The organism is Sphingomonas sp. BRN-1R (assembly GCF_057748035.1).
Genome location: NZ_CM173236.1, coordinates 2,824,398 through 2,845,038 on the forward strand (window position 1 = coordinate 2,824,398; position 20,641 = coordinate 2,845,038).

At 66.6% G+C, this 20,641-nt stretch carries 13 protein-coding genes; 5 read left to right on the plus strand and 8 right to left on the minus strand.

Translation table 11 applies throughout. The annotated features are described in order from the left end of the window. Positions 1-17: 17 nt before the first annotated feature. Both AC3ANX_RS13115 and AC3ANX_RS13120 read right to left on the minus strand, forming a co-directional pair. Positions 18-545, minus strand: a complete 528-nt coding sequence (locus AC3ANX_RS13115) for a hypothetical protein (RefSeq protein ID WP_488333714.1) — start codon at positions 543-545, stop codon at positions 18-20. A 39-nt stretch (positions 546-584) separates the two neighbouring features. Next, entirely contained in the window at positions 585-3,428 is a 2,844-nt protein-coding gene (locus AC3ANX_RS13120) for a beta-galactosidase (RefSeq protein WP_488333715.1), read from the minus strand. Between the two features lie 185 nt (positions 3,429-3,613). Here AC3ANX_RS13120 and AC3ANX_RS13125 point away from each other — a divergent pair, with 185 nt between their 5' ends. Further along, positions 3,614-4,963: a glycoside hydrolase family 28 protein gene (locus AC3ANX_RS13125; RefSeq protein WP_488333716.1), complete on the plus strand. Its 1,350-nt coding sequence runs from the start codon at positions 3,614-3,616 to the stop codon at positions 4,961-4,963. 18 nt (positions 4,964-4,981) lie between these two features. Here the strand turns inward: AC3ANX_RS13125 and AC3ANX_RS13130 are convergent, their stop codons facing one another. Further along, on the minus strand, positions 4,982-5,794 hold the full coding sequence (locus AC3ANX_RS13130) for a ferredoxin--NADP reductase (RefSeq protein ID WP_488333717.1): 813 nt from the start codon (positions 5,792-5,794) through the stop codon (positions 4,982-4,984). A gap of 330 nt (positions 5,795-6,124) precedes the next feature. Between AC3ANX_RS13130 and AC3ANX_RS13135 the strand changes: the two genes are divergently transcribed. The 4 genes from AC3ANX_RS13135 to xylA all read left to right on the plus strand — a co-directional run bounded on the left by AC3ANX_RS13135 (position 6,125) and on the right by xylA (position 10,691). After that, positions 6,125-6,664, plus strand: coding sequence for an alpha/beta hydrolase (locus AC3ANX_RS13135; protein WP_488333718.1), 540 nt, complete (start codon positions 6,125-6,127; stop codon positions 6,662-6,664). Between the two features lie 174 nt (positions 6,665-6,838). After that, a complete protein-coding gene (locus AC3ANX_RS13140) occupies positions 6,839-7,924 on the plus strand; it encodes a glycoside hydrolase family 43 protein (protein WP_488336947.1) in 1,086 nt (361 codons plus the stop codon). Between the two features lie 8 nt (positions 7,925-7,932). Beyond that, positions 7,933-9,381, plus strand: a complete 1,449-nt coding sequence (gene xylB / locus AC3ANX_RS13145) for a xylulokinase (RefSeq protein ID WP_488333719.1) — start codon at positions 7,933-7,935, stop codon at positions 9,379-9,381. Further along, the gene (xylA, locus tag AC3ANX_RS13150; RefSeq protein ID WP_488333720.1) at positions 9,381-10,691 is read left to right on the plus strand and encodes a xylose isomerase; all 1,311 of its coding nucleotides are present in this window, start codon (positions 9,381-9,383) and stop codon (positions 10,689-10,691) included. The genes xylB and xylA overlap by 1 nt, the downstream gene beginning before the upstream one ends. A 191-nt stretch (positions 10,692-10,882) precedes the next feature. Here the strand turns inward: xylA and AC3ANX_RS13155 are convergent, their stop codons facing one another. The 5 genes from AC3ANX_RS13155 to AC3ANX_RS13175 form a co-directional block, all read right to left on the minus strand. After that, entirely contained in the window at positions 10,883-12,100 is a 1,218-nt protein-coding gene (locus AC3ANX_RS13155; protein WP_488333721.1) for an SGNH/GDSL hydrolase family protein, read from the minus strand. A 74-nt stretch (positions 12,101-12,174) separates the two neighbouring features. Continuing rightward, positions 12,175-15,105, minus strand: a complete 2,931-nt coding sequence (locus tag AC3ANX_RS13160; RefSeq protein WP_488333722.1) for a TonB-dependent receptor — start codon at positions 15,103-15,105, stop codon at positions 12,175-12,177. A gap of 141 nt (positions 15,106-15,246) precedes the next feature. After that, positions 15,247-16,878 carry a GH35 family beta-galactosidase gene (locus AC3ANX_RS13165; protein ID WP_488333723.1) on the minus strand — a complete coding sequence of 544 codons (1,632 nt, stop codon included), beginning with the start codon at positions 16,876-16,878 and terminating at the stop codon, positions 15,247-15,249. A gap of 5 nt (positions 16,879-16,883) precedes the next feature. Then, positions 16,884-18,095, minus strand: coding sequence for a D-mannonate dehydratase ManD (manD, locus tag AC3ANX_RS13170; protein WP_488333724.1), 1,212 nt, complete (start codon positions 18,093-18,095; stop codon positions 16,884-16,886). Positions 18,096-18,103: 8 nt separating this feature from the next. Then, complete coding sequence (locus tag AC3ANX_RS13175; RefSeq protein ID WP_488336948.1) at positions 18,104-20,428, minus strand: glycoside hydrolase family 3 N-terminal domain-containing protein; 2,325 nt, start codon at positions 20,426-20,428, stop codon at positions 18,104-18,106. Positions 20,429-20,641: the final 213 nt, after the last annotated feature.

The window sequence follows — 20,641 nt, forward strand, 5'->3', positions numbered from 1 at the left end:
GCCGCTGGTTCCGCGCCTCAGCGGGCGGGGCCGCGCCGCGTGGTCGGATCAGGCACGCAGCGCCGCTCCCGGTTCGACGCGGGCAGCACGCGCAGCCGGCGCTTGCCCCAATAGCTGAGGTCCATCGACACGCGTTTGCGCACGCCCGGGTGCGTGTAGATGATCTGGTCGCCATGCTGGTCGGGCGTGGCGATGTTGCAACTGAGCCAGCCCTGTCGCTCCAGCGCATCGGTGATCTTGTACACCGCATCCTGATCGGTGTCGTGCCACACGGTCAGCTGGTCGAAGCCGCCGCTGCCGTCGCCGCCGACGAGATCGACCGCCGCCTCATACGGCCCGGCGCCTTCCAGCATCGCCCTGTGCTTGCGGCAGCGCATGCTGGCGGCATCGAACGACACGCAATCGGTGAAGCCGGCGCGTTTCGCATCGGCGAGGCTGCCCGTCACCGGCAATCCGCCGAACTGCGTCGATGGCGGCGGCGTGCGCTGCGGGCCGCAGCCGGCGAGCAGCAGCGGCACCAGCCACAGGACTTTGCAAACGGTCATGCGCCGCTGAATACGTCGGATCGTGCGGCCGGCAAACGGCTATCGCGCACCCGGCGATGCGACCAGCCCCACGCGCAGCGGCGAGCGATACGAGCCGAGATCGACCAGCGACACCCGCCCGAGCCCGCCGCCGCTCGCCGTGCTCCACACCGCCACCGCCACCGTGTTCGTGCCATTCGGATTGAGGATGCCGGTCGGGATCGGGAAGCGATGCTGCGGGCCGAGCTGGTTGACGTAATTGCCCATCTGCCAGCCGTTGACGAAGATCGTCGCGCGATACGGCCGCGCGGGATCGTCGGCGATGTCGAGCGCGAGCGACGTATCCTGCCCCTTGGGCAGCGCGAGCGTGAAGCGGCTGCGATACCAGGCGACGCCGGGCGCGGGCGCGGCGGCGGGGAGCGTCACCGACTGCCAACCCCGGTCGGCGAAGCCGGGCAGCGACCAGCCCGAGCGTTCGCCGAACAGCCCGCCGTTGTTGAGCGGCCCCCGCACCGGATCGGCGAGATCCTCGCCCCCGCGCACGCCTTGCAGCCGCCAGTCGATCCGCGCGTCGCCGCCGGTCAGCGCAGCGACGGCGAGGCCACGCGCGGTGCGGTTCTCACTACGATCGTCATAATCCTCCTCATGGCCCATGTTGACGGTCAGTACCGACAGCACGTTGTCGCCATCCGCCTTGAGCACGCCTGCGGGCAAGGCGAAGTTCTGCTCGAGTTTCTCACCCTGCACGCTGCCGAGAAAATGCCCGTTGAGCCACGCGGAGACCGCGCCGGCCTTGCCACCGCTGATCGCCTTGATCGTCACGCCGGTGGCCGTGCCTTTGAAGTGGCCGCGATACCAGATGTTGCCGGTGTGGAAGCCGTAATCGTCCGCGAACAGGACGGGCAGCGTTTCCGGTTTGGTGATGCTCGCGGTGGTGGTGCGATCGGCATGCGCCCAGCCGCTCTCGTCGAACGCGGGGTCGATCTCCGGACCTTCGGCGTGCATCCGCCACTTGAGCGCCGGCAGTTTCACCGCGCGCGCGGTCGGCAGCGTCGTGGCGAGGCTGCCGCTCGCGGTGGAGCGGGCTTTCACCGCCGCGCCGTTCCAGCGGAGCGCGGGCGCGTCGGCGAACACCTCGACCGCGCCGTCGCCGCCGGTGTCGCCGGTCAGGTCGAGCGTCGTGCCCGTGACGCCTGCGCCACGCAGAAGGTGCGTGCCGCGCACCAGCACCGCGCCGGCGGGCGTGTCGCGCCGCCAGAACGTCGCCGCCGTATCCTTGTCCGCGATCAGCAGCAGCAACGGTTTGGCGAGCCCGCCGCCAGACACCCGCACCCGCGCGAGGCCGCCGTGAACGTAGTTCAGCCGCAGGTCGCCATCCGACCAGTCCTGATCGACCTTGCCCTCCAGCACCTCGACCTTGGGGCGCTCAGGCGTGCGCAGCACTGTCTCGCCGGGCTGGCCGGAATCGCCGTAGATCAGCGCGACCTCACGGCCGGCAATCGGCGCGTGTGTCATCAGTTCGGAGGTCGAATAGACCAACCTCGCCGGGCCGAGCGCATAGTCGGCGAGCAGGACCTTTCCCTGCCGCCCATCGAGCGTGATCGCCGTATCCGCCGCTTGCGGCACGCTTTTGTAGCGCCGCCCGGCGATCGTCATGTCGAGGTGGAAGCGCTCCACCGTGCTCGCGGTCGAGTCGGTGTGGCGCAGATAATGGAATTGCGTGCCCGTCTCCGGGTTGCGCCGCGCGGTGTCGGTGACGGCCTTGTTGTCCACCCCAGCCGGCCGCGACCCGATCGTCATCGTCAGCGGCGCGACCGCATGGGTGAAATAGCCGATGCGCTTGTCCTCGGCGTACTTGGCGTCAAACTGCCGCCCCTCGGTGATCGCCGCGCCGTAATCGTAGGAGGTGTAGTTCTGCGGAATCGCCTGCCAGCCCCAGCTCGTGCCACCATAGACCATGTAGAAATTCTGAAACGTCGCGCCGGCCGCGATGTTCTGCTTGTAGAACACGCTCGCGAAGCGGTCGTTGATGAGCGTCGCGCACTTGGCATAGCCGGGGCCGCCCCACGGATCGAACGCGCCGCCCTGAAACTCCGGCGTGATGAGCGCCTGATCGGGCACGCGCTTGCTCGCCATGTCGGGCACCGGCTTCCACACTTCGGGATGCGAACAGTCGAAGCCTTGCGGGTAATAATCCCATCCATCGACCTTCAGCGCACCCTCGCCCTCGACGAAATTGGCATTGTGGTTGCCGATCAGCGGCACGGTGATGCCATGCGCGATCGCCTGTTGCTTGAGGTGCTCCATATAGGCGCGCGCGCCGGGCTGATCGCCGCGGTAATATTCGTTCTCGACCTGATAGGCGATCACGCTGCCCTGCCCGTTCGAATATTGGTGCCGCGCGATGACCGCGTCGATCTTCGCCAGCCATTCATCGGCAAGCGCGAGATAGGCCGGGTCGGCGCTGCGATTGCGTACCGGGTGTCGCGTCAGCCACAACGGAAAGCCGCCGCTGTCCACTTCGGCGTTGATGTACGGCCCCGGCCGCGCGATCACGTACACGCCCTCCTCGGCGGCGATGTCGAGCAGCCGATCCATGTCGCGTACACCGGTGAAATCGTACACGCCCTGCCTGGGGCTGTGATACCCCCAGGAAAAGTAGATCGAGGTAGCGTTGAACCCCGCCGCCTTCATCTTCTGGAGGATGTCGCGCCACAGATCTGGGCTCGGCAGGCGGTATGGGTGGAATTCGCCCGACCAGATATAGACGCGCTGGCCGTCCAGCTTGAAGCTGTAACCGTCGATCTCGATGCGATGCGTGGCCGGTGCCTGCGGTCGCGCCGGGGCGGCGAGCCCGATCGCCAGCAGCGCCGCGCCAAGCAACGGCGCCCGTCGTGCCCGCATTCCCATCTTCATCTCCCCTGTTTGTCGGACAAGAATACCGGGCCGGGGCGCGGTGGCAAGGCGCTTCAGCGCGGCCGGTGTCACATGCGCGACCCACTGACACCGCTTTCCCTGTTGCGCCGCCGCGCTATAAGGCGATCCACAACGCGGCCACGATCGCGCGATTTCGAGGAGGGCAATCGAGCATGACGTTCCCGCAACTCACCCGGCGCAGCGTCGCGCTGTCGCTGGCCGCCGTGCCGCTGTGGCCGGCGCTCGCCCAGACGAGGACCGCCATGCGCGAAGCCCGCATCACCGATCACGGCGCGCGCGCCGACGCCACCACGGTCAACACGCACGCGATCCAGGCGACGATCGACGGACTGGCGCAACAGGGCGGCGGCGTGGCGGTGGTGCCGGCGGGCGTGTTCGTCAGCGGCGCGATCTTCCTCAAGCCCGGCGTCCACCTGCGGCTCGACAAGGGCGCGGTGCTGAAATGTTCGAACGACATGTCGAACTTTCCGCCCCGGCGCACGCGTATCGAGGGGCATTTCGAGGAGAGTTTCACCCCCGCCTTCATCAACGCGGACGGCTGCGATGGGCTGGAGATCACCGGCGAAGGCACGCTCGACGGATCGGGGCGGCCGGTGTGGGATCTGTTCTGGAAGCTGCGCGCCGAGGCCCGCGATCCGAGCACGTTCAAGAACGTCGGCATTCCGCGCGCGCGGCTGGCGTTGATCGAGAACAGCAAGGGCGTGCGGATCGAAGGCATCACCTTCAAGGATTCGCAATTCTGGAACCTGCACCTCTACAAATGTCAGGACGTGACGGTGCGCGCCTGCCGGTTCGAGGTGCCCGACGATTACAAACAGGCGCCGAGCACCGACGGTGTCGACATCGACAGTTGCCAACGTGTGCTGGTCGAGAATTGCTATTTCTCGGTGACGGACGATTGCATCGTCGCCAAGGGATCGAAGGGGCCGAACGCGCTGCTCGACACGTCGAGCCCGCCGGTCGAGCATATCCGAGTGCGCGGCTGCCACTTCCGGCGCGGGCATCAGGCGTTCACCTGCGGCAGCGAGGCGACCCTGGTGCGCGACGTCGTGGTCGAGAAATGCCGGGTGAGCGGCGCGATCAACCTGCTGATGCTCAAGCTGCGCGCCGACACGCCGCAGCATTACGAGGATGTCCACATCCGCGACATCACGCTCGACAGCACCGGCGGCCGGCTGCTGCTGGTCGAGCCGTGGGCGCAATATCAGGATCTGAAAGGCGCCGCCCCGCCCAAATCGATCGTACGCAACATCACGCTCGAACGGATCAGCGGGCGGTTCGGCTCGTTCGGGATCGTGCGGCCCAACCCCGGGCAGACCGACATTGCCGGTATCCGCATCAGCCACGTCGCGGTGCAGCTAAGCGTCGAGCCAACGCTGGCGGTGTCGGGCACCAACGGCGTGCAGTTCGAGGATGTGGTCGTGAACGGCCAGCCGCAAAGCGGGCCGACCCTCACCACCGCGCCTGCGCCCAAGGAAGGCTATCGCGCGTCGGGCGCGTGACGCCGGTCGAGCGCGCCGTCAGCCGACGAAGGCGCGCTCGATCACGAAGTGGCCTGGGTTCGCGTTGGACCCTTCGGCAAAACCTTCCGATTCGAGCATGGTGGCGAATTCGTGGATCATCGCGTTGCTGCCGCACAGCATCACGCGATCGGTCTCGGGGTCAAGCTTGGCCGGGCCGGCAAGCCCCTTGAACAACGTGCCGTCCTCGATCAGCCCGTTGATGCGCTTGGAGGTATGGAACGGCTCGCGCGTGACGGTCGGCACATAGTGGAGCTGCTCCTGCGCCTGATCCGCCACCAGCGGATCGTCGGCGAGGCGGCCGGCGAGTTCGTCGTGATAGGCAAGATCGCTGACGCGGCGCACGCTGTGCACCACCATCACCTGCGAGAAACGATCGTACACGTCGGGGTCGCGGATCAGGCTGAGGAACGGTGCGAGGCCGGTGCCGGTCGACAGCAGGAACAGCCGGCTGCCGGGCAGCAGCGCATCGCACACGAGCGTCCCGGTCGGCTTGCGCGCGAGATAGACCTGATCGCCCGCCTCGATCTGCTGCAACCGCGAGGTGAGCGGACCGTCCTCCACCTTGATCGACAGGAATTCCAGTTCTTCGGCATAGGCCGGGCTGGCGACCGAATAGGCACGCATCAGCGGCTTGCCGCCATTGTCGAGCCCGATCATCACGAATTCGCCCGAGCGGAAGCGCAACGACGCAGGCCGCTCGATCGCGAAGCTGAACAGATGCTCGTTCCAGTGGCGGACCCAGTTCACCGCGACCGAGTGGAAGCTCGTGTGCTCGGGAAGCAGGCGCGGCGTTCGGACAGGCGCATTCATGTAACAGACTTCCGTTCAGTCAAACCGTGGGGCATAAGTGGCGGCTTAGAGCGGCCAGTGCAACGCGCAGCGCTCTACAGACCCGCCCGCCGACGTCAACCTCCCAGCCGCATTTTTGCAAGTCGATCGCAATAGCAGGTGGCGCATACTAAGCTTCCAGAATACGACTGCGCTGAACCGCCCTTGAACGACGACCGGCGGACCGGCGCATTCCGTCATCATCTCGACGCAATTCCGATTGCCTATGCGCAGGATGGGAATATCCTCCACGGATAAACGGGAGTCGCGGCACACCCGACCCTGAGACGCAGATCCCTTGAGGAGACGGTCATGACGTTGGAGAGCGCGTTGGGCGCAGGCCCGTATCTGATGGTGTCGCTGGCGGGTGATCGCACGCCCGACTGGCCGGCGGCGGGGCGCGACGATGTCGCCACGCTGACGCTCGACATGAGCCACAAACATCATCGCGGGTTCTGGGCGATGCAGCTCGACGAGGCGGCACGGCCGCTGCGTGAGCCGCGCATCGTGGTGGCGCGCGGGCTCGCCTGTCTGGCGGTGGTCCGCTGGGCGCAGCTATCGCCGAAATCCTATATCGCGAACATCGCGGGCGCGGTGCTGTTCTCGCCGCTGTCGTTCACGCCGGCGCAGGCGACACTCGCGCAGGCGCTGCAACCGAGCCCGACGCTGCCGCTGCCCTTCCCCTCCACCGTGATCGAGCATCGCACCTCGCCGTTGATCGGGCATCTGCTCGCGCTGGTCGATTGTTGGGGCAGCCGCTTCGTCGACGTCAGCGAAGTGTCGGCAAGCGGCAGCGTCTCACCGCCGGGCGTCGAACCGCCCGAACCCAAGGCCGACAGTCTCTGGGTCTGACCCTCACACCCTCGTCTCCATTCCACGCCGTCGCGCACTTCCGTTCGCGACGGCATTTTTTGTCCCGGTAAAAAGCTGCGGCGGTGCGTTGCCTCGCTTCTGCTTCGCCGATATGGTAGCGCTATCTAATCGGAAGCGAGCCTCATCAGAAGGCGTAGAGGGGTGATGAACGGCATGACAATCTCAAAGAGCCTAACGGTCGCCGCGCTGCTGTGCGTGGGCGCAACCGCCGCATCCGCGCAGACCGGCGGCGCGGACACGGCGAAGTTCCTGTCGCAGCCGCTGGTTACGTCGATCTACACCGCCGATCCGTCGGCGCATGTCTTCAGCGGCAAGATCTACGTCTATCCCTCGCACGACGTGCCGACCGACATTCCCGACGACGATCTCGGCAACGAATATGCGATGCACGATTACCGCGTGCTGCGCATGGATCGGATCGGCGGCCCGGTCACGATCGGCCCGATCGCGCTCGACGTGAAGGACGTGCCGTGGGCGTCGAAGCAGATGTGGGCGCCCGATGCCGCCTACAAGAACGGCACCTATTACCTGTACTTTCCGGCGCGCGATAAGGTACTCGACAAGAACGGGCTCGGTACGTTCCGCATCGGCGTCGCCACCTCGAAGAACCCGATGGGGCCGTTCAAGGCCGAGCCCAAGCCGATCCCGGGCAGCTTCTCGATGGATCCGGCGGTGTTCACCGACGGCGACGGCAAGACCTATATGTATTTCGGTGGCATCTGGGGCGGCCAGCTCCAGCGCTGGGCGACTGGTAAGTTCGATCCCAACGGCAGCGACACCGATCTCCATCAGGACGACCAGCCCGCGCTCTCGGGCAAGGTCGTGCGGATGAACCCGGATATGAAGACCTTCGCCGAACGCCCACGCGACGCCGTCATCCTCGGCGAAGACGGTAAGCCGGTGAAGGGTGGCGAACACGACAAGCGCTTCTTCGAAGGCTCGTGGATGTTCAAGCGCGGTGCCACCTATTACTACACCTATTCGACCGGCGACACGCATTTCCTCAACTATGCGACCGGCACCAGCCCCTATGGCCCGTTCAAGTTCCGCGGCCACTTCCTGCTGCCGGTGCAGGGCTGGACGACGCACCATTCGATCATCCAGGACAAGGGCAAGTGGTGGCTGTTCTATGCCGACACGCAGCTCAGCAACAAGAACCACCTGCGCAACGTCAAGGTGACCGAGCTGTTCTTCAACCCCGATGGCTCGATCAAGACCATCGATCCGTTCGTGAAGTAAGGCAGCGCATGTTTCTCGGCATCGATATTGGCACGTCGGGCGTAAAGGCCGTCGTGATCGACGCGGCCGGCGCGGTGATCGGCCAGGGCACCGCCCCGCTCACCGTGCAGCGCCCGCATCCGTTGTGGTCCGAACAGGATCCCGATAGCTGGTGGGCTGCCACCACCGCAGCCGTACAGGCGATCGACGCCGACGTGCGGCGTGGCGTGCGCGGGGTCGGCATCGCCGGGCAGATGCACGGCGCGACCCTGCTCGGCGCGGACGATCGCCCGCTTCGCCCGGCCATCCTGTGGAACGACGGGCGCAGCGCCGCCGAATGCGCCGAACTCGAAGCGGCGACGCCGGCGTTCCGCACCATCGGCGGCAACATCGTCATGCCCGGCTTCACCGCCCCAAAGCTGGCATGGGTGCGCAAGCACGAGCCCGAGGTGTTCGACGCGACCCGGCTGGTGCTGCTTCCCAAGGATTACGTCCGCCTCAAGATGACGGGCGACAAGGCGTCCGACATGTCCGACTCGGCGGGCACGCTGTGGCTCGACGTGGCCGGGCGCAGGTGGAGCGACGAGTTGCTCGACGCCTGCGGGCTCGACGCCAGCCAGATGCCCGCGCTGGTCGAGGGGCCGGAGACGACCGGACGGCTCAGCGCCGAGGTCGCGGAAGCGTGGGGCATGGATCAGGTGCCAGTGGCGGGCGGCGGCGGCGACAATGCCGCAGGGGCAGCCGGCGTCGGCGTGGTCAAGGATGGCGATGCCCTGCTGTCGCTCGGCACGTCGGGGGTAATCTTCGTCGCCAACGATGCGTTCAAGCCCAATCCGGCGCGCGCGGTGCATGCCTTCTGCCACTGTTTGCCCGCGATGTGGCACCAGATGTCGGTCCACCTCTCCGCCGCGTCGTGCATCGACTGGGTCGCGCGCATCACCGGTGCTGCCGGCGCGGCCGAGCTGTTCGCACGCGCTGAAACGGTCGGCCCGGCCAGCGGCCCCGAGCTGTTCCTCCCCTATCTGTCGGGCGAGCGCACGCCGCATAACGATGCCGAGGTGCGCGGCGCGTTCCTGCGGCTCGACAACGACACCGGCCCGGAGCGGCTCGCGCAGGCGGTGCTCGAAGGCGTGGCGTTCGCGCTCGCCGACGGGCTCGAGGCGCTGCGTGGTGCGGGCACCGAAGTCGCGCAACTGTCGGTGATCGGCGGCGGCGCGCGCTCGCGTTACTGGGGGCAGACGCTCGCGGCGGCGCTCAACACACCGCTGGTCTATCTGCAAGGCGGCGAGGTCGGCCCCGCACTCGGCGCGGCGCGGCTTGCGCAGATCGCGGTCGATGGCGGCTCGCCCGCCGAGGTCTGCGTCGCGCCGCCGGTCTCGCACACGATTGCGCCCGACGCCGCGCTGGTCGATCGCTTCGCGCCCAAGCTCGACGCCTTCCGCAAAGCCTATTCCAAAATCACTCCAAGGAGCGCCTGATGGCCATCGACTTCTTTGCCGACATTCCCACCATTCAGTACGAAGGCCCGGACAGCCGCAACGAGCTGGCCTACCGCTTCTACGACAAGAACAAGATCGTCCTCGGCAAGCGCATGGAGGATCACCTCCGCTTCGCCGCGTGCTTCTGGCATACCTTCGTGTGGCAGGGCAGCGATGTGTTCGGCGGCGGCACCTTTAACCGCCCGTGGCATCAGGGCCCGAACGACAGCGCAGCGGCGGCGAGCAAGCGTGAAGTCGCGTTCGACTTCTTCCAGAAGCTCGACATCCCGTTCTACACCTTCCACGACATCGACGTGATGGCGGACGCGCACTCGGTCGCCGAGCACCGCCAGTATTTCGCCGAAGCGGTCGATCATCTCGAGAAGCTCCAGGCCTCGTCGGGCCGCAAGCTGCTGTGGGGCACCGCCAACGCGTTCAGCCACCCGCGCTACGCCGCCGGCGCCGCCACCAACCCCGACCCCGAAGTCTATGCCTTCGCCGCGATGCAGGTGCGCGACGCGCTTGAAGCGACGCACCGGCTCGCCGGCGCGAACTACGTGCTGTGGGGCGGTCGCGAGGGCTACGAGACGCTGCTCAACACCGATCTCAAGCGCGAGCTCGACAATTTCGGGCGCTTCCTCAGCCTCGTCGTCGAGCATAAGCACAAGATCGGCTTCAAGGGCACGATCCTGATCGAGCCGAAGCCGCATGAGCCGACCAAGCACCAGTATGACTTCGACACCGCGACCGTGTACGGCTTCCTCAAGCGCTACGGCCTCGAGAACGAAGTGCGCGTCAACATCGAGGCGAACCACGCGACCCTCGCCGGCCACACGTTCGAACATGAGATCGCGACCTCAAACGCGCTCGGTCTGTTCGGCTCGATCGACGCCAACCGTGGCGACCATCAGAACGGCTGGGATACCGACCAATTCCCCAACTCGGCCGAGGAGCTGACGCTGGCGGTGGTCGAGATCATCCGCGCGGGTGGCTTCACCGACGGCGGGTTTAACTTCGATTCGAAGGTGCGTCGCCAGTCGATGGATGCAGTCGATCTGTTCCACGGCCACATCGGCGGGATCGACACCGTCGCGCGCGGCCTGCTGGCCGCGGCGGCGCTGATCGAGGACGGCCGCGTCGACCAGATCAAGGCCGAGCGCTATGCCGGCTGGACGGGTGATCTCGGCACGCAGATCGGCGGGCTTGACCTCGCCGGCATCGCCGATCTCGCAGTCGAGAAGGCGATCGATCCCAAGCCGCGCTCGGGCCAGCAGGAGCGGCTGGAGAACCTCGTCAACCGCTTCGTGTGATGTGCGGCGGGGAGGTTCGCCCTCCCCGCCCCCTCGCTGAACGAAAGCAGGCCCGGAACCACGCGGTTCCGGGCCTGCTTTCGTTACGTTCCCCGGCGAAGGCCGGGGTTAATTGGAAAGGTGGAAGTTACGACGCGCAACGCCCGTTTATGCGCGTTCCGTAGCTGGCCCCCGGCCTTCGCCGGGGATCATCAGCGGAACAAGTCCAGCGGCACCGCCTCGCCCATCGCCTTGTAGCCGGCCGGGTTGGGATGCAAGTGATCGCCCGAATCGAACGCCGCCGCCAGCCGCGAGGGGTCAGCCGGGTCGCGCGTCACCCGGTCGAAATCCACCACCGCGTCGAAATGCCCGGGCGCGCGAATCCAAGCGTTGATCGCCTGCCGGTCCGCCTCGCTGCCCGCATCGGGATGGTAATAGTCGCTGCCCATGTACGGCGTCAGCGTCGCGCCATAGACTTTCAGCCCGCGCGCATGCGCCCGCTCGATGATCTGCGCATAGCCGGCGGTAAGCTGGGCGATGAAAGCACGGCGCTGCTCGGGCGTCTTCGCCTCGAGGCGGGTGAGCGTGCCGAGATCGTTGATCCCCTCCAGCAGCAGGACATAGCGCACCCCCGGCACCGCCAGCACGTCCCGGTCGAGCCGCGACAGCGCGTTCGGCCCCAGCCCGTCGAGCAGCACGCGATTGCCGCCGATCCCTTCGTTGAGCACCGCCGCACGCCCGCCCAGCCGCCGCGCCAGCACGTCCGGCCAGCGGTCGTTGGCGTTGGTGGTGGCGCCGTGCCCGTCGGTGATCGAATCGCCGAGCGCAACCACCCCGTTCGCGCCTGCGCAGCGCTCCACCTCGACACCGGAGAGCATATACCAGTGATCGACCGGCGTCGCACCGGCGAGCGTCTCCGCGCCGATCTGATCGCCCGCCGCGACATAGGAGGTCGCGCGTGAACCCGGATGCGCAGTCTGGCTCGCGGAATCGCCCTCAGCCCGCAGCGACACCGCGAGATCGTCGAACGGCTTGAGGTCGAACGCGACAGGGTCGGATAGCCAGTCGCCGCCGGGCGGGATGGTGATCCCGGCCGCGCCCGCGAACGTCAGCGTGCGGCGTGTGGGCGCGAGGATGCGGGCGCTGCGATTATCCGCCGAACGCGCGATGCCCGCGCCGAGGATCACCAGCGGCATGCGGCCGAACGCGTTTGAGAACCGCACCCGCACCTGCTTCGCCCCGAGCGTCGGCCGCACGATCTGGCGCAGCGTTCCGCCGGTCAGCCCGGGAGCGGGCACGCCCGCACCGGCATCGGGGGTCATCTGCGAAGACGCCCACGCCGCCTGCCATGAACAGGCCGGTGCCGCCTGCGCCACGCCCGCGCAGCCGAGCGCACCAGCCAGCGCCGCCACCTTGAAGATCACCCGCATCCGCCGTTCCTCACACAAAAAGAGGGCCGGCCAAGCCGGCCGGCCCCCAAGGATTACACTGGGGAGTGTAGCTCTCAAAACTTGCCGCGAATGCCGAACAGGATCTGCCGGCCCGGATAATAGACGCTGTAGGTCGCGTTGTCGTAGCCGAAGGTGGTGCGGATCGGTTCGTTGGTGATGTTGAGCACGTCCAGCGTGATCCGCGCCGCTTTGTTGAAGAACGGCAATTGATAGCCCGCCGACAGATCGAGCTGCCCGCGCGCATCCGCCTTGAGCGGCAGCGCCAGGCCGTTCTGCGGCCCGTTGGCGGCGATCAGCTTGTCGGTCCACACGTAGTTCACGCTGAGCGAGACGCCGTGCCCTTCGTAGAAGCCTTGGAGGTTGTAGCTCCACGGCGCGACGCCCGGCGCGACCAGCCCGCTGTCGGAAGACTGGTGAATGTGCGTGCCGTTGACCGAATAGCCGAGCCCCTTGACGAGGAAGTCGAGCGGCTGGACCCAGGTCGCCTCGATGCCCTGGATGCGCAGGTTCTGGAGGTTGACCGGCTGGCCGACCACCACCGTCGCGACGTCGGCGCCGCCGCGCAGGGTGATCGCCTGCTGCTGAGTGACGGTCAGATCGGTGAAGTTCAGGCCCAACGAATTGAAGGGCAGCGTGTTCTGCTGCGTCACGGTGAAGCCCGAAATGTCCTTCTGAAACAGATCGAACCCGATGTAGCCGATGCCGCCGGTGTAATATTCGCCGCCGAAGTCGATGTTGTTCGAATAATACGGCTTCAGGTTCGGGTTGCCGGCGGTCGCGATCTGCGCCGACGGGTCCGAGAAGGTAAGCCCCGGCAGCAGCGAACCCGGATCGGCGCGCGTCATCGAACGCGAGGCGGCAAGGCGAACCTTGAGGTTGTGCGCGACGTCGTAGCTTAGATTGAACGACGGCAGGAAATTGTCGTAGGTCGCCTGTTGCGACACATAGACGATCCCGTTCGCGGTCGAGGTCGGGCCGGCGACCGCCTGATCGGTGTGGAAGTAGCGGATGCCCGCGTTGAGGCGCAGGTCGCGATCCATCAACTGGAACAGGCCGTTGGTCTCGACATAACCGCCGAACGTCTTCTCGTTGATCCGGCCGGTCGCGCCGCCCGTCACCGCGCCGATCGCCTCCGGCGCGTTGTTGATATAGGCGTCGTAGTTGGTCGCCTTCTCCAGTGCGGCGATATTCGCCTGGATCATGCTGGTGTAGCCGACATTGGCGCCCGCAAGGTGGCCGAAGTCGGTCGTCGTCATGCGCTGGAGATACTGCGAAAGCGCGCTGTTCGGGACCGAGCCCGTCGTGCCGTCGCAGGTCGCGCCACAGACCGAGGTCTGGAACGCCGCGCTGTTGTCGAACGATCGGATGCGCAGCGAATTGGTGTCGTACGCCGCGCCCGCCTTGAGGTTCAGGTTGGCGTCGCCCCAGGTCAGGTCGATATGCGCGCCCTTCGTCCTGGTGTTGCGCCGGACCGCCTGGACGTTGACACGATACCATTTCCAGCCGAGATTCGGATCGCCCAGATCGCGGTTGCTGGTGATGATCGGCTGCGGATTGCCGCTGGTGTTGTCGTAATAAACGTCGAGACCGGACTGCGCGGGCGTCTGGAAATCGAACTGCGGCTGTTCGCGGAAGAAGTCCGATTTGCTGTAGTTGAACGATCCGTCGATGCGCAGGTTGTCGGTCGGTTTCCACGTCACGTTCGGGTTGATGTTCCAGAACGTCGTGGTCTGCTTGAAAATATCTTCTTCGAGGAAGAACGACGAATTGGCGAACGTGCCCTTGGTCACGACATCGTTGCCGTCCACGGTCAGGCCGATCGGCACCATGCCGCCGGTCGCGGTCGGCGAGGTGCCGGGGCCTGAGTTGCGGACGTACCAGTTCATGTTGAGACGGGTGTAGTCGCGCTTGGATTTCGCCCAGATGCCGTCCAGCGCGAAGTGCAGTTCGTCGCTCGGCCGCCATTCGAACGAAGCGACCGCGGAAATGCGCGAGCGGGTGCCGTCGGTCAGGCTGTTGCGCGCAAGACGCGGGATCTTGGCGTCGCTGATCTGCTGGAGCGTCAGCCCCGAGGTCGCGGCGAGGTTGACCGGGGTGCCGGGGACGAGCCCGTGGCCGGTGTTGTTGGGCACGACCGACGCGTAGGAGAAGCCATTGCCGGTGTCGGTCGGCAGCTTGCAGCCGGTGCCGCAGGCGGCGACGTTGCCGTCGGTCCAGCCGACCGTCTCGAACCCGTCGATACGCGTCTTGGTGCTGACGCCCGACACGCCGGCGAGGATGCCCCAGTTGCTGCCGGTGTGGCTCGCGACGATCGCGCCGCGTGGGGAAACCGCGAAATTGCTGTCGGTATATTGCCCCTGCGCGATGACGGTGACGTGATCGCCTGGGTTGTCGAACGGCCGCGCGTTGTGGAGGTTGACCGTACCGGCGATGCCGCCTTCGATCTGGTCGGCCTGCGCGCTCTTGGACACGTCGAGACGGGTGAACAGCTCGGACGGGAAGAAGTCGAGATCGACTTCGCGACCGCCGCTCGCGTTGCTGCCGTTGGTGCCGCCGTCTGAGGCGACCGCGATCTGGCTGCCGTTGAGCAGCACCTTGGAAAATTGCGGACCAAGCCCACGGATCGCGACCTGATAGCCTTCGCCGTTGATGTCGCGGTTGAGGCGGACACCGGGGATGCGGTTCAACGTCTCGGCGAGGTTGGTGGCGGGCAGCTTGCCGATATCCTCGGCGAAGATCGAATCGCCGAAGCCGACCGAGGTCTTCTTGGCGTTGGTCGCGCTCTGAAGGCTGGCGCGGATGCCGGTGACGACGATGTCCTGCGCGGCATCATCGGGAATGGTGGCCGACGACTGGCTGGTGGCGGCGTCGGTGGGTGCGGGCGCGGTCTGCGCGGACGCGGCCGATGCGACGATCAGCGCGCCGAGTGCGGCGGCGGTCATCAGGCCGGTGCGGTTTGCGGTGGTGCGTGCGATGAAGTTCATATGTCCCCTCCTCCTTCAAGTCCCGACTTCGCGGGGCGTGCCTGCGCTTTGTTAGCGCTATCAGTTTTGATTAGCTATCTGGCCGATTCTTGTCAAGTGGCCAACCATTGGTCAGCCACTCGCTTCAGATGAGCGGCTGCCTCAGCGGTAGCGGTACAGCTTCACCTTCTGGATCTGCCACGTGCCGGGTTCAAGGCGGATGTGGCGACCCTGATGGGTCTGGTCGCCGTTGAGCAGCCGCAGCGGCACCCATCTGCCTGCCGCGTCGAAATGCCCTTCCCAGGCCTGATCGATCCCGACCTGCCCCGGCCCGTCGCCGACGCCGGCGAAGGTGACGGTGATCCCCTGCCCGGCAATCAGATATTCCTCAGGCCCGGTCTGGATGATGAGGCCGCCATAGCCCACCGTCGCGGGCATCATCGCCGGCTTCTGGATGTCGGCATATGCGACGGTGAAACGGTAATCGCCGATAACCCGCGTCTGCGGTTCGTAGATCACGGTGTCGTCGTAGAGCTGGCGCGGTTTGAAACCGGCCATGCGCCCGCTGCCCTGCGCGGCGAGGATCGCCGGCCTGAGCTGTTCGAGCACGCAGTAAGCGTCGCCGAGCGCACCGGGCTTGTCGTCGACCGAATCGATCGAGAACGGGCCGAACCCCATCGCGTCGAGCTGACCGAAGGCGTAGAAACCGTTGGCGGGCACGGTCGCGTTGTCGGCATTGTTCGCTTCCGGAACGAACAGCGGATTGTCGGACCGTTTGTAGCGATTCACCAGATCGACGAAGTTCTGGAAGTAGATATCGGGCGCGATCAGGTCGAGGCTCGGCGCGCCGGCCTTCCATACGTCAATCAGGTGCGGCAGCGGGCCACCGCTCGGATATTCGCCCGGAATGCGGCCTGGCCGATTGAGCGCGACGTTGACGTACATCGGCATCGGATAGGCCGCCTTGCCCGCCGCCGTCACAGCCTCGGCATAGCGCGCGTAATGCCATGCGGCGAACACCTCCGCACCGGCGTCGCCCTCGCCGAACAGCTCGGCCCAGCTTCCGCTCGTCTTCGCGCCACGCTCGACCCACATGCGCTGCATCTCGGGGACGAGCGCCGCCTTGTGTGCGGTCAAATAGGCAATCAGTTCCTGCGGCACCGGTTGGGCGAAGGCCGCATTGGCGGCGGCGCTGTAATCGCGCGCGACCGGCAGCATGCCGATCTCGTTCTCTACCTGCGTCATCAGCACGATGTTGTCGGTGCCGTCGACCGCCTTCAGATGCGCCATCAGCGCGGCATACGCGCGGGCGTCCGCCTTCACCGTCTCCGCGCCGAAGGTGGAGAGGATCTCGACCCCCTGCCCGTTCGGCAATTGCGCGCGGGGGAAGCGGGTCTGGTCGCGCTTGACCCAGCCGGGCACATATGTGGACATCGAGTTCTTCCACGCGCCGAACCACAGGAACACCAGCTTCAGATCATTGGCGCGCGCGGCCTTGAGCATCGAATCGACCGAAGACCAGTCGAACTGCCCCTCGCGCGGTTCGATCAACTCCCACGACACCGGGGTAAGCACGGTGTTGAGATGCATCGCGCGCAGCTTCGCCCAGTGCGGCGCCATATAGGCCGCGCTCGACGATGCCGAGTTGCTCAGTTCGCCCGCGATCATCAGTTGCGGTCGACCGTTCGCGATCAATTGCGTGGCGGTGCCCTGCTTGCGCAGCACCGGTGCCTCCGCGTGCGCCGCAGTCACGGTGAGCGCGGTCGCGGCGAGCAGGATGGCGGGACGCATCATAGCGATCACCAGTTGAACATCGTGCCGTCTTCCAGCCGGTTCACCGGCAGGAAGGCGCGCTTGTATTCGTACCCCTTGGCGAGATCCTCGTCGATATCGACGCCCAGGCCCGGCGCGTCGCCCGGATGCATCGCGCCGTCCTCGAACGTATAGGAATGCGGGAACACCGCGTCGGTCTCGGGCGTGTGGCGCATATATTCCTGCACGCCGAAGTTCGGCACCGACAGATCGAAATGCAAAGCCGCCGCCATGCACACCGGCGACAGATCGGTCGCGCCGTGGCAGCCGGTGCGGACCTGATACATGTCGGCGAAGGCGGCGATGCGGCGCAGGTGCGTGATGCCGCCGGCATGGACGACGGTCGCACGGATATAGTCGATCAACTGGTTTTGGATGAGATCCTTGGCGTCCCAGATCGAGTTGAAGATCTCCCCCACCGCGAGCGGCGTGGTGGTGTGCTGGCGGATCAGCCGGAACGCTTCCTGGTTCTCGGCCGGGGTCGCATCCTCCAGCCAGAACGGGCGATAGGGTTCGAGATCCTTGCCGAGCCGCCCCGCCTCGATCGGCGTCAGGCGGTGGTGGATGTCGTGAAGCAGATGCACGTCCCAGCCGAGCGCCTCGCGCGCCGCCTTGAACAGTTCGGGTACGATGCGGAGATATTTGCTCGTGTTCCACACGTTCTCGCTCGGCAGATCGGCATCGGCGGGTTCGTAGAAATATTTGTCTTTCGACACGCCGTAGGTCGACGGCATGCCCGGCACGCCGCACTGGATGCGGATCGCCTTATACCCCTGCGCCTGATAGTCGAGCGCGGCCGCGATCGTGTCCTCGATCGTGGTGCCGTTGGCATGGCCATAGACCATCACGCTCTCGCGCGCCGCGCCGCCGAGCAACTGATAGACCGGCAACCCGGCGAGCTTGCCCTTGATGTCCCACAGCGCCATGTCGACCGCCGCGATCGCGGTCATCGTCACGGGCCCGCGCCGCCAGTACGCACCCTTGTAGAGATACTGCCAGATATCCTCGATCCGATGCGCGTCGCGGCCGATCAGGCACGGCACGACGTGATCGGCAAGATAGCTCGCCACCGCCAGTTCGCGCCCGTTGAGCGTCGCGTCGCCGACGCCGGTGGTGCCGTCGTCGCACTCGATCTTTAGCGTGACGAAGTTGCGGCCGGGCGACGTGATGATGACCTTGGCGGATACGATCTTGGGCATGGGACTCCTCAGGCGATTTCGAGAGTGACGGTTTTCAGATCGACGGAGTTCGACCCCGCCATGATGTCGAACAGGCCGGGCTCGACCACTTCGCGCATGTCCGCGTTCCACAACCGGAACGCCTCGGCGCCGAGTTCGAACTCGACGGTGCGCTGCTCGCCCGGCGCGAGCGTGACGCGTTCGAAACCGGCCAGCTCCTTGACCGGACGGCTGACCGACGAGACCCGGTCGTGGACGTACAACTGCACCACCTCGTCGCCCGCACGGGAGCCGGTGTTGCGCACATCGACCGCGACGGTGACGCTGCCGGCGCGCGCGATGCTGGGCGCGGAGAGGCGCGGCGCGCCGACGTCGAACGTGGTGTAGCTGAGCCCGAAGCCGAACGGGAACAGCGGCGCCTTGTCCGCGAACAGATAGCCGCGCCGCGCGCTCGGCTTCTCGTCATAGTAGAGCGGCACCTGTCCGACCTCGCGCACCACCGTCACCGGCAGCTTCGCGCCCGGATTGATCGCGCCGAACAGCGCCTCCGCCATCGCGGTGCCGCCCTCCTGCCCGACATACCAGCATTCGAGCAGCGCATTCGCCTGCGCGACGACGCTCGGCCAGGATGGCGGGCGCCCGTTAATCGCGACCACGACGACCGGCTTGCCCGTCGCCTTCATCGCCGCGAACAAAGCGTTTTGTTCGCCGAGCAGATCGAGGTCGATCCGGTCGCCCAGATGCCCCGCCGCATACCCTTCGCGACTGGTCTGTTCGGTATCGCCGATCGCGAGCACGATCACGTCGGAGCTCCTTGCAACCTCCACCGCCTCGGCGATCAGCGCCCGGTTGCGTACCGGATCGGCGAGCAGCACTGCATTGGCCTGACGATCCTCGCTCTGGGTGATGAACGCGCCCTGGGCATGGACGACCTCCGCCTTGCCGGCGAGGTGCGCGGTGACGCCCTCCAGCAGCGACACCGTTCGTTTGGGGATCGACGAATAGCCGCCCAGCCGCGCGACCGCCGCATTCGGGCCGATCACCGCCACCCGCTTCAGCGCCTTGGCGTCGAGCGGCAAGGTGCCGTCGTTGACGAGCAGCGCGATGCTCTTGCGCGCCGCCTCCAGCGCGAGGCCACGCGCCTCGTCATTGCCGGTGAGCCGCGCGGCCGCATGCGGGTCGACCGGCCCGGCCTCGAATAGGCCGGCGCGGAACTTCATCGTCAGCATCCGCCGGCACGCCGCATCGACCGCGGCGAGCGGCACCTTGCCGCTCCGCACCAGATCGACGAGTGCGCCATAGCTCTTGCCATCGGGCAGATCGCAATCCACGCCCGCATCGAGCGCCATCCGCGCCGCCTCGCCGGCATCGGCGGCGACATGGTGGAGCGTCGCCAGTTCGCCGATCGCCGCATAATCGCTGACGATCGCGCCGTCGAAGCCCCATTCGCCGCGCAACACCTTTGTGAGCAGCCAGCGGTTGGCGTGGCTCGGCACCCCGTCGATCTCGTTATACGACGGCATCACCGCGCCGATGCCGGTGCGTTCGACCACCTTGCGGAACGGCGGAAAGAAGGCGGAGCGCAGCTCGCGCTCGCCGAGCAGCGCGGGCGCGATATTGTCGCCGGCCTGCGGCTGGCCGTGCCCGGTCATGTGCTTGAGCGTGGCGTGGACCTTGCCGGGCGCGAGTTCGTGGCCTTCGCCCTGCAAGCCCGTCACCGCCGCGACACCCATCTCGCCGCACAGATACGGATCTTCGCCGAACGTCTCCTCGATCCGTCCCCAGCGCGGATCGCGCGCGATGTCCACCACCGGCGACAGCACGAGGGTGGAGCCATGCGCGCGCACCTCCCGCGCGATCACGCTGCCGACGCGCTGCATCAGGTCGCGATCGAACGTGCCCGACAAGGCGATCGCTTGCGGGAAGCTCGTCGCGTCGGGCGCCATATAGCCGTGCAGCGCCTCCTCGTGGAACAGGATCGGGATGCCGAGCCGCGTGCGGCTCCGCGCCCAGGCCTGTGCGGCGTTGACATAGGCGATCGTGTCGGCGGGGCTGCGCCAGCGGCCGGTCACGTCGGTGCCGGTGTTGGTCGCGGTCGCCGCGCCCGAGCGGTCGGACGGGCGGGTGATCTGGCCGATGCCGTTCGGGTGCGCTTTGTCCGCCAGCGCAGGGTCGAACGCGCCCGCCGGGGTCATCACCGCGCGCTTGCGGGTGGAGAGCACGTCGAGCTGCGCGACCTTCTCCTCCAGCGTCATCCGCCCTATCAGATCGCGCACGCGCAGGTCGATCGGCGCGCGCGCATCCTTGTAGATCGGTCCAGCCGCACGCGTGGCGGCAGGGAGCAAGGTCAGCATCGACACGCCCGCGCTCCAGCGCAGGAAATCGCGACGGCCGTTCACAGCTCCGCACCCCAAGACCTGACCACCCCTCCCAAATTGGTAAGATCATATGATCGGAGCGATGCGCGTTTGGAAGCCATAATCGTGCGCGACGGGCGATCGCACGCTGTGCGGGCGGCACGCTCTTGCTGCATCATATCCTCTCCCATATTGAACCGGAAAAGCGGC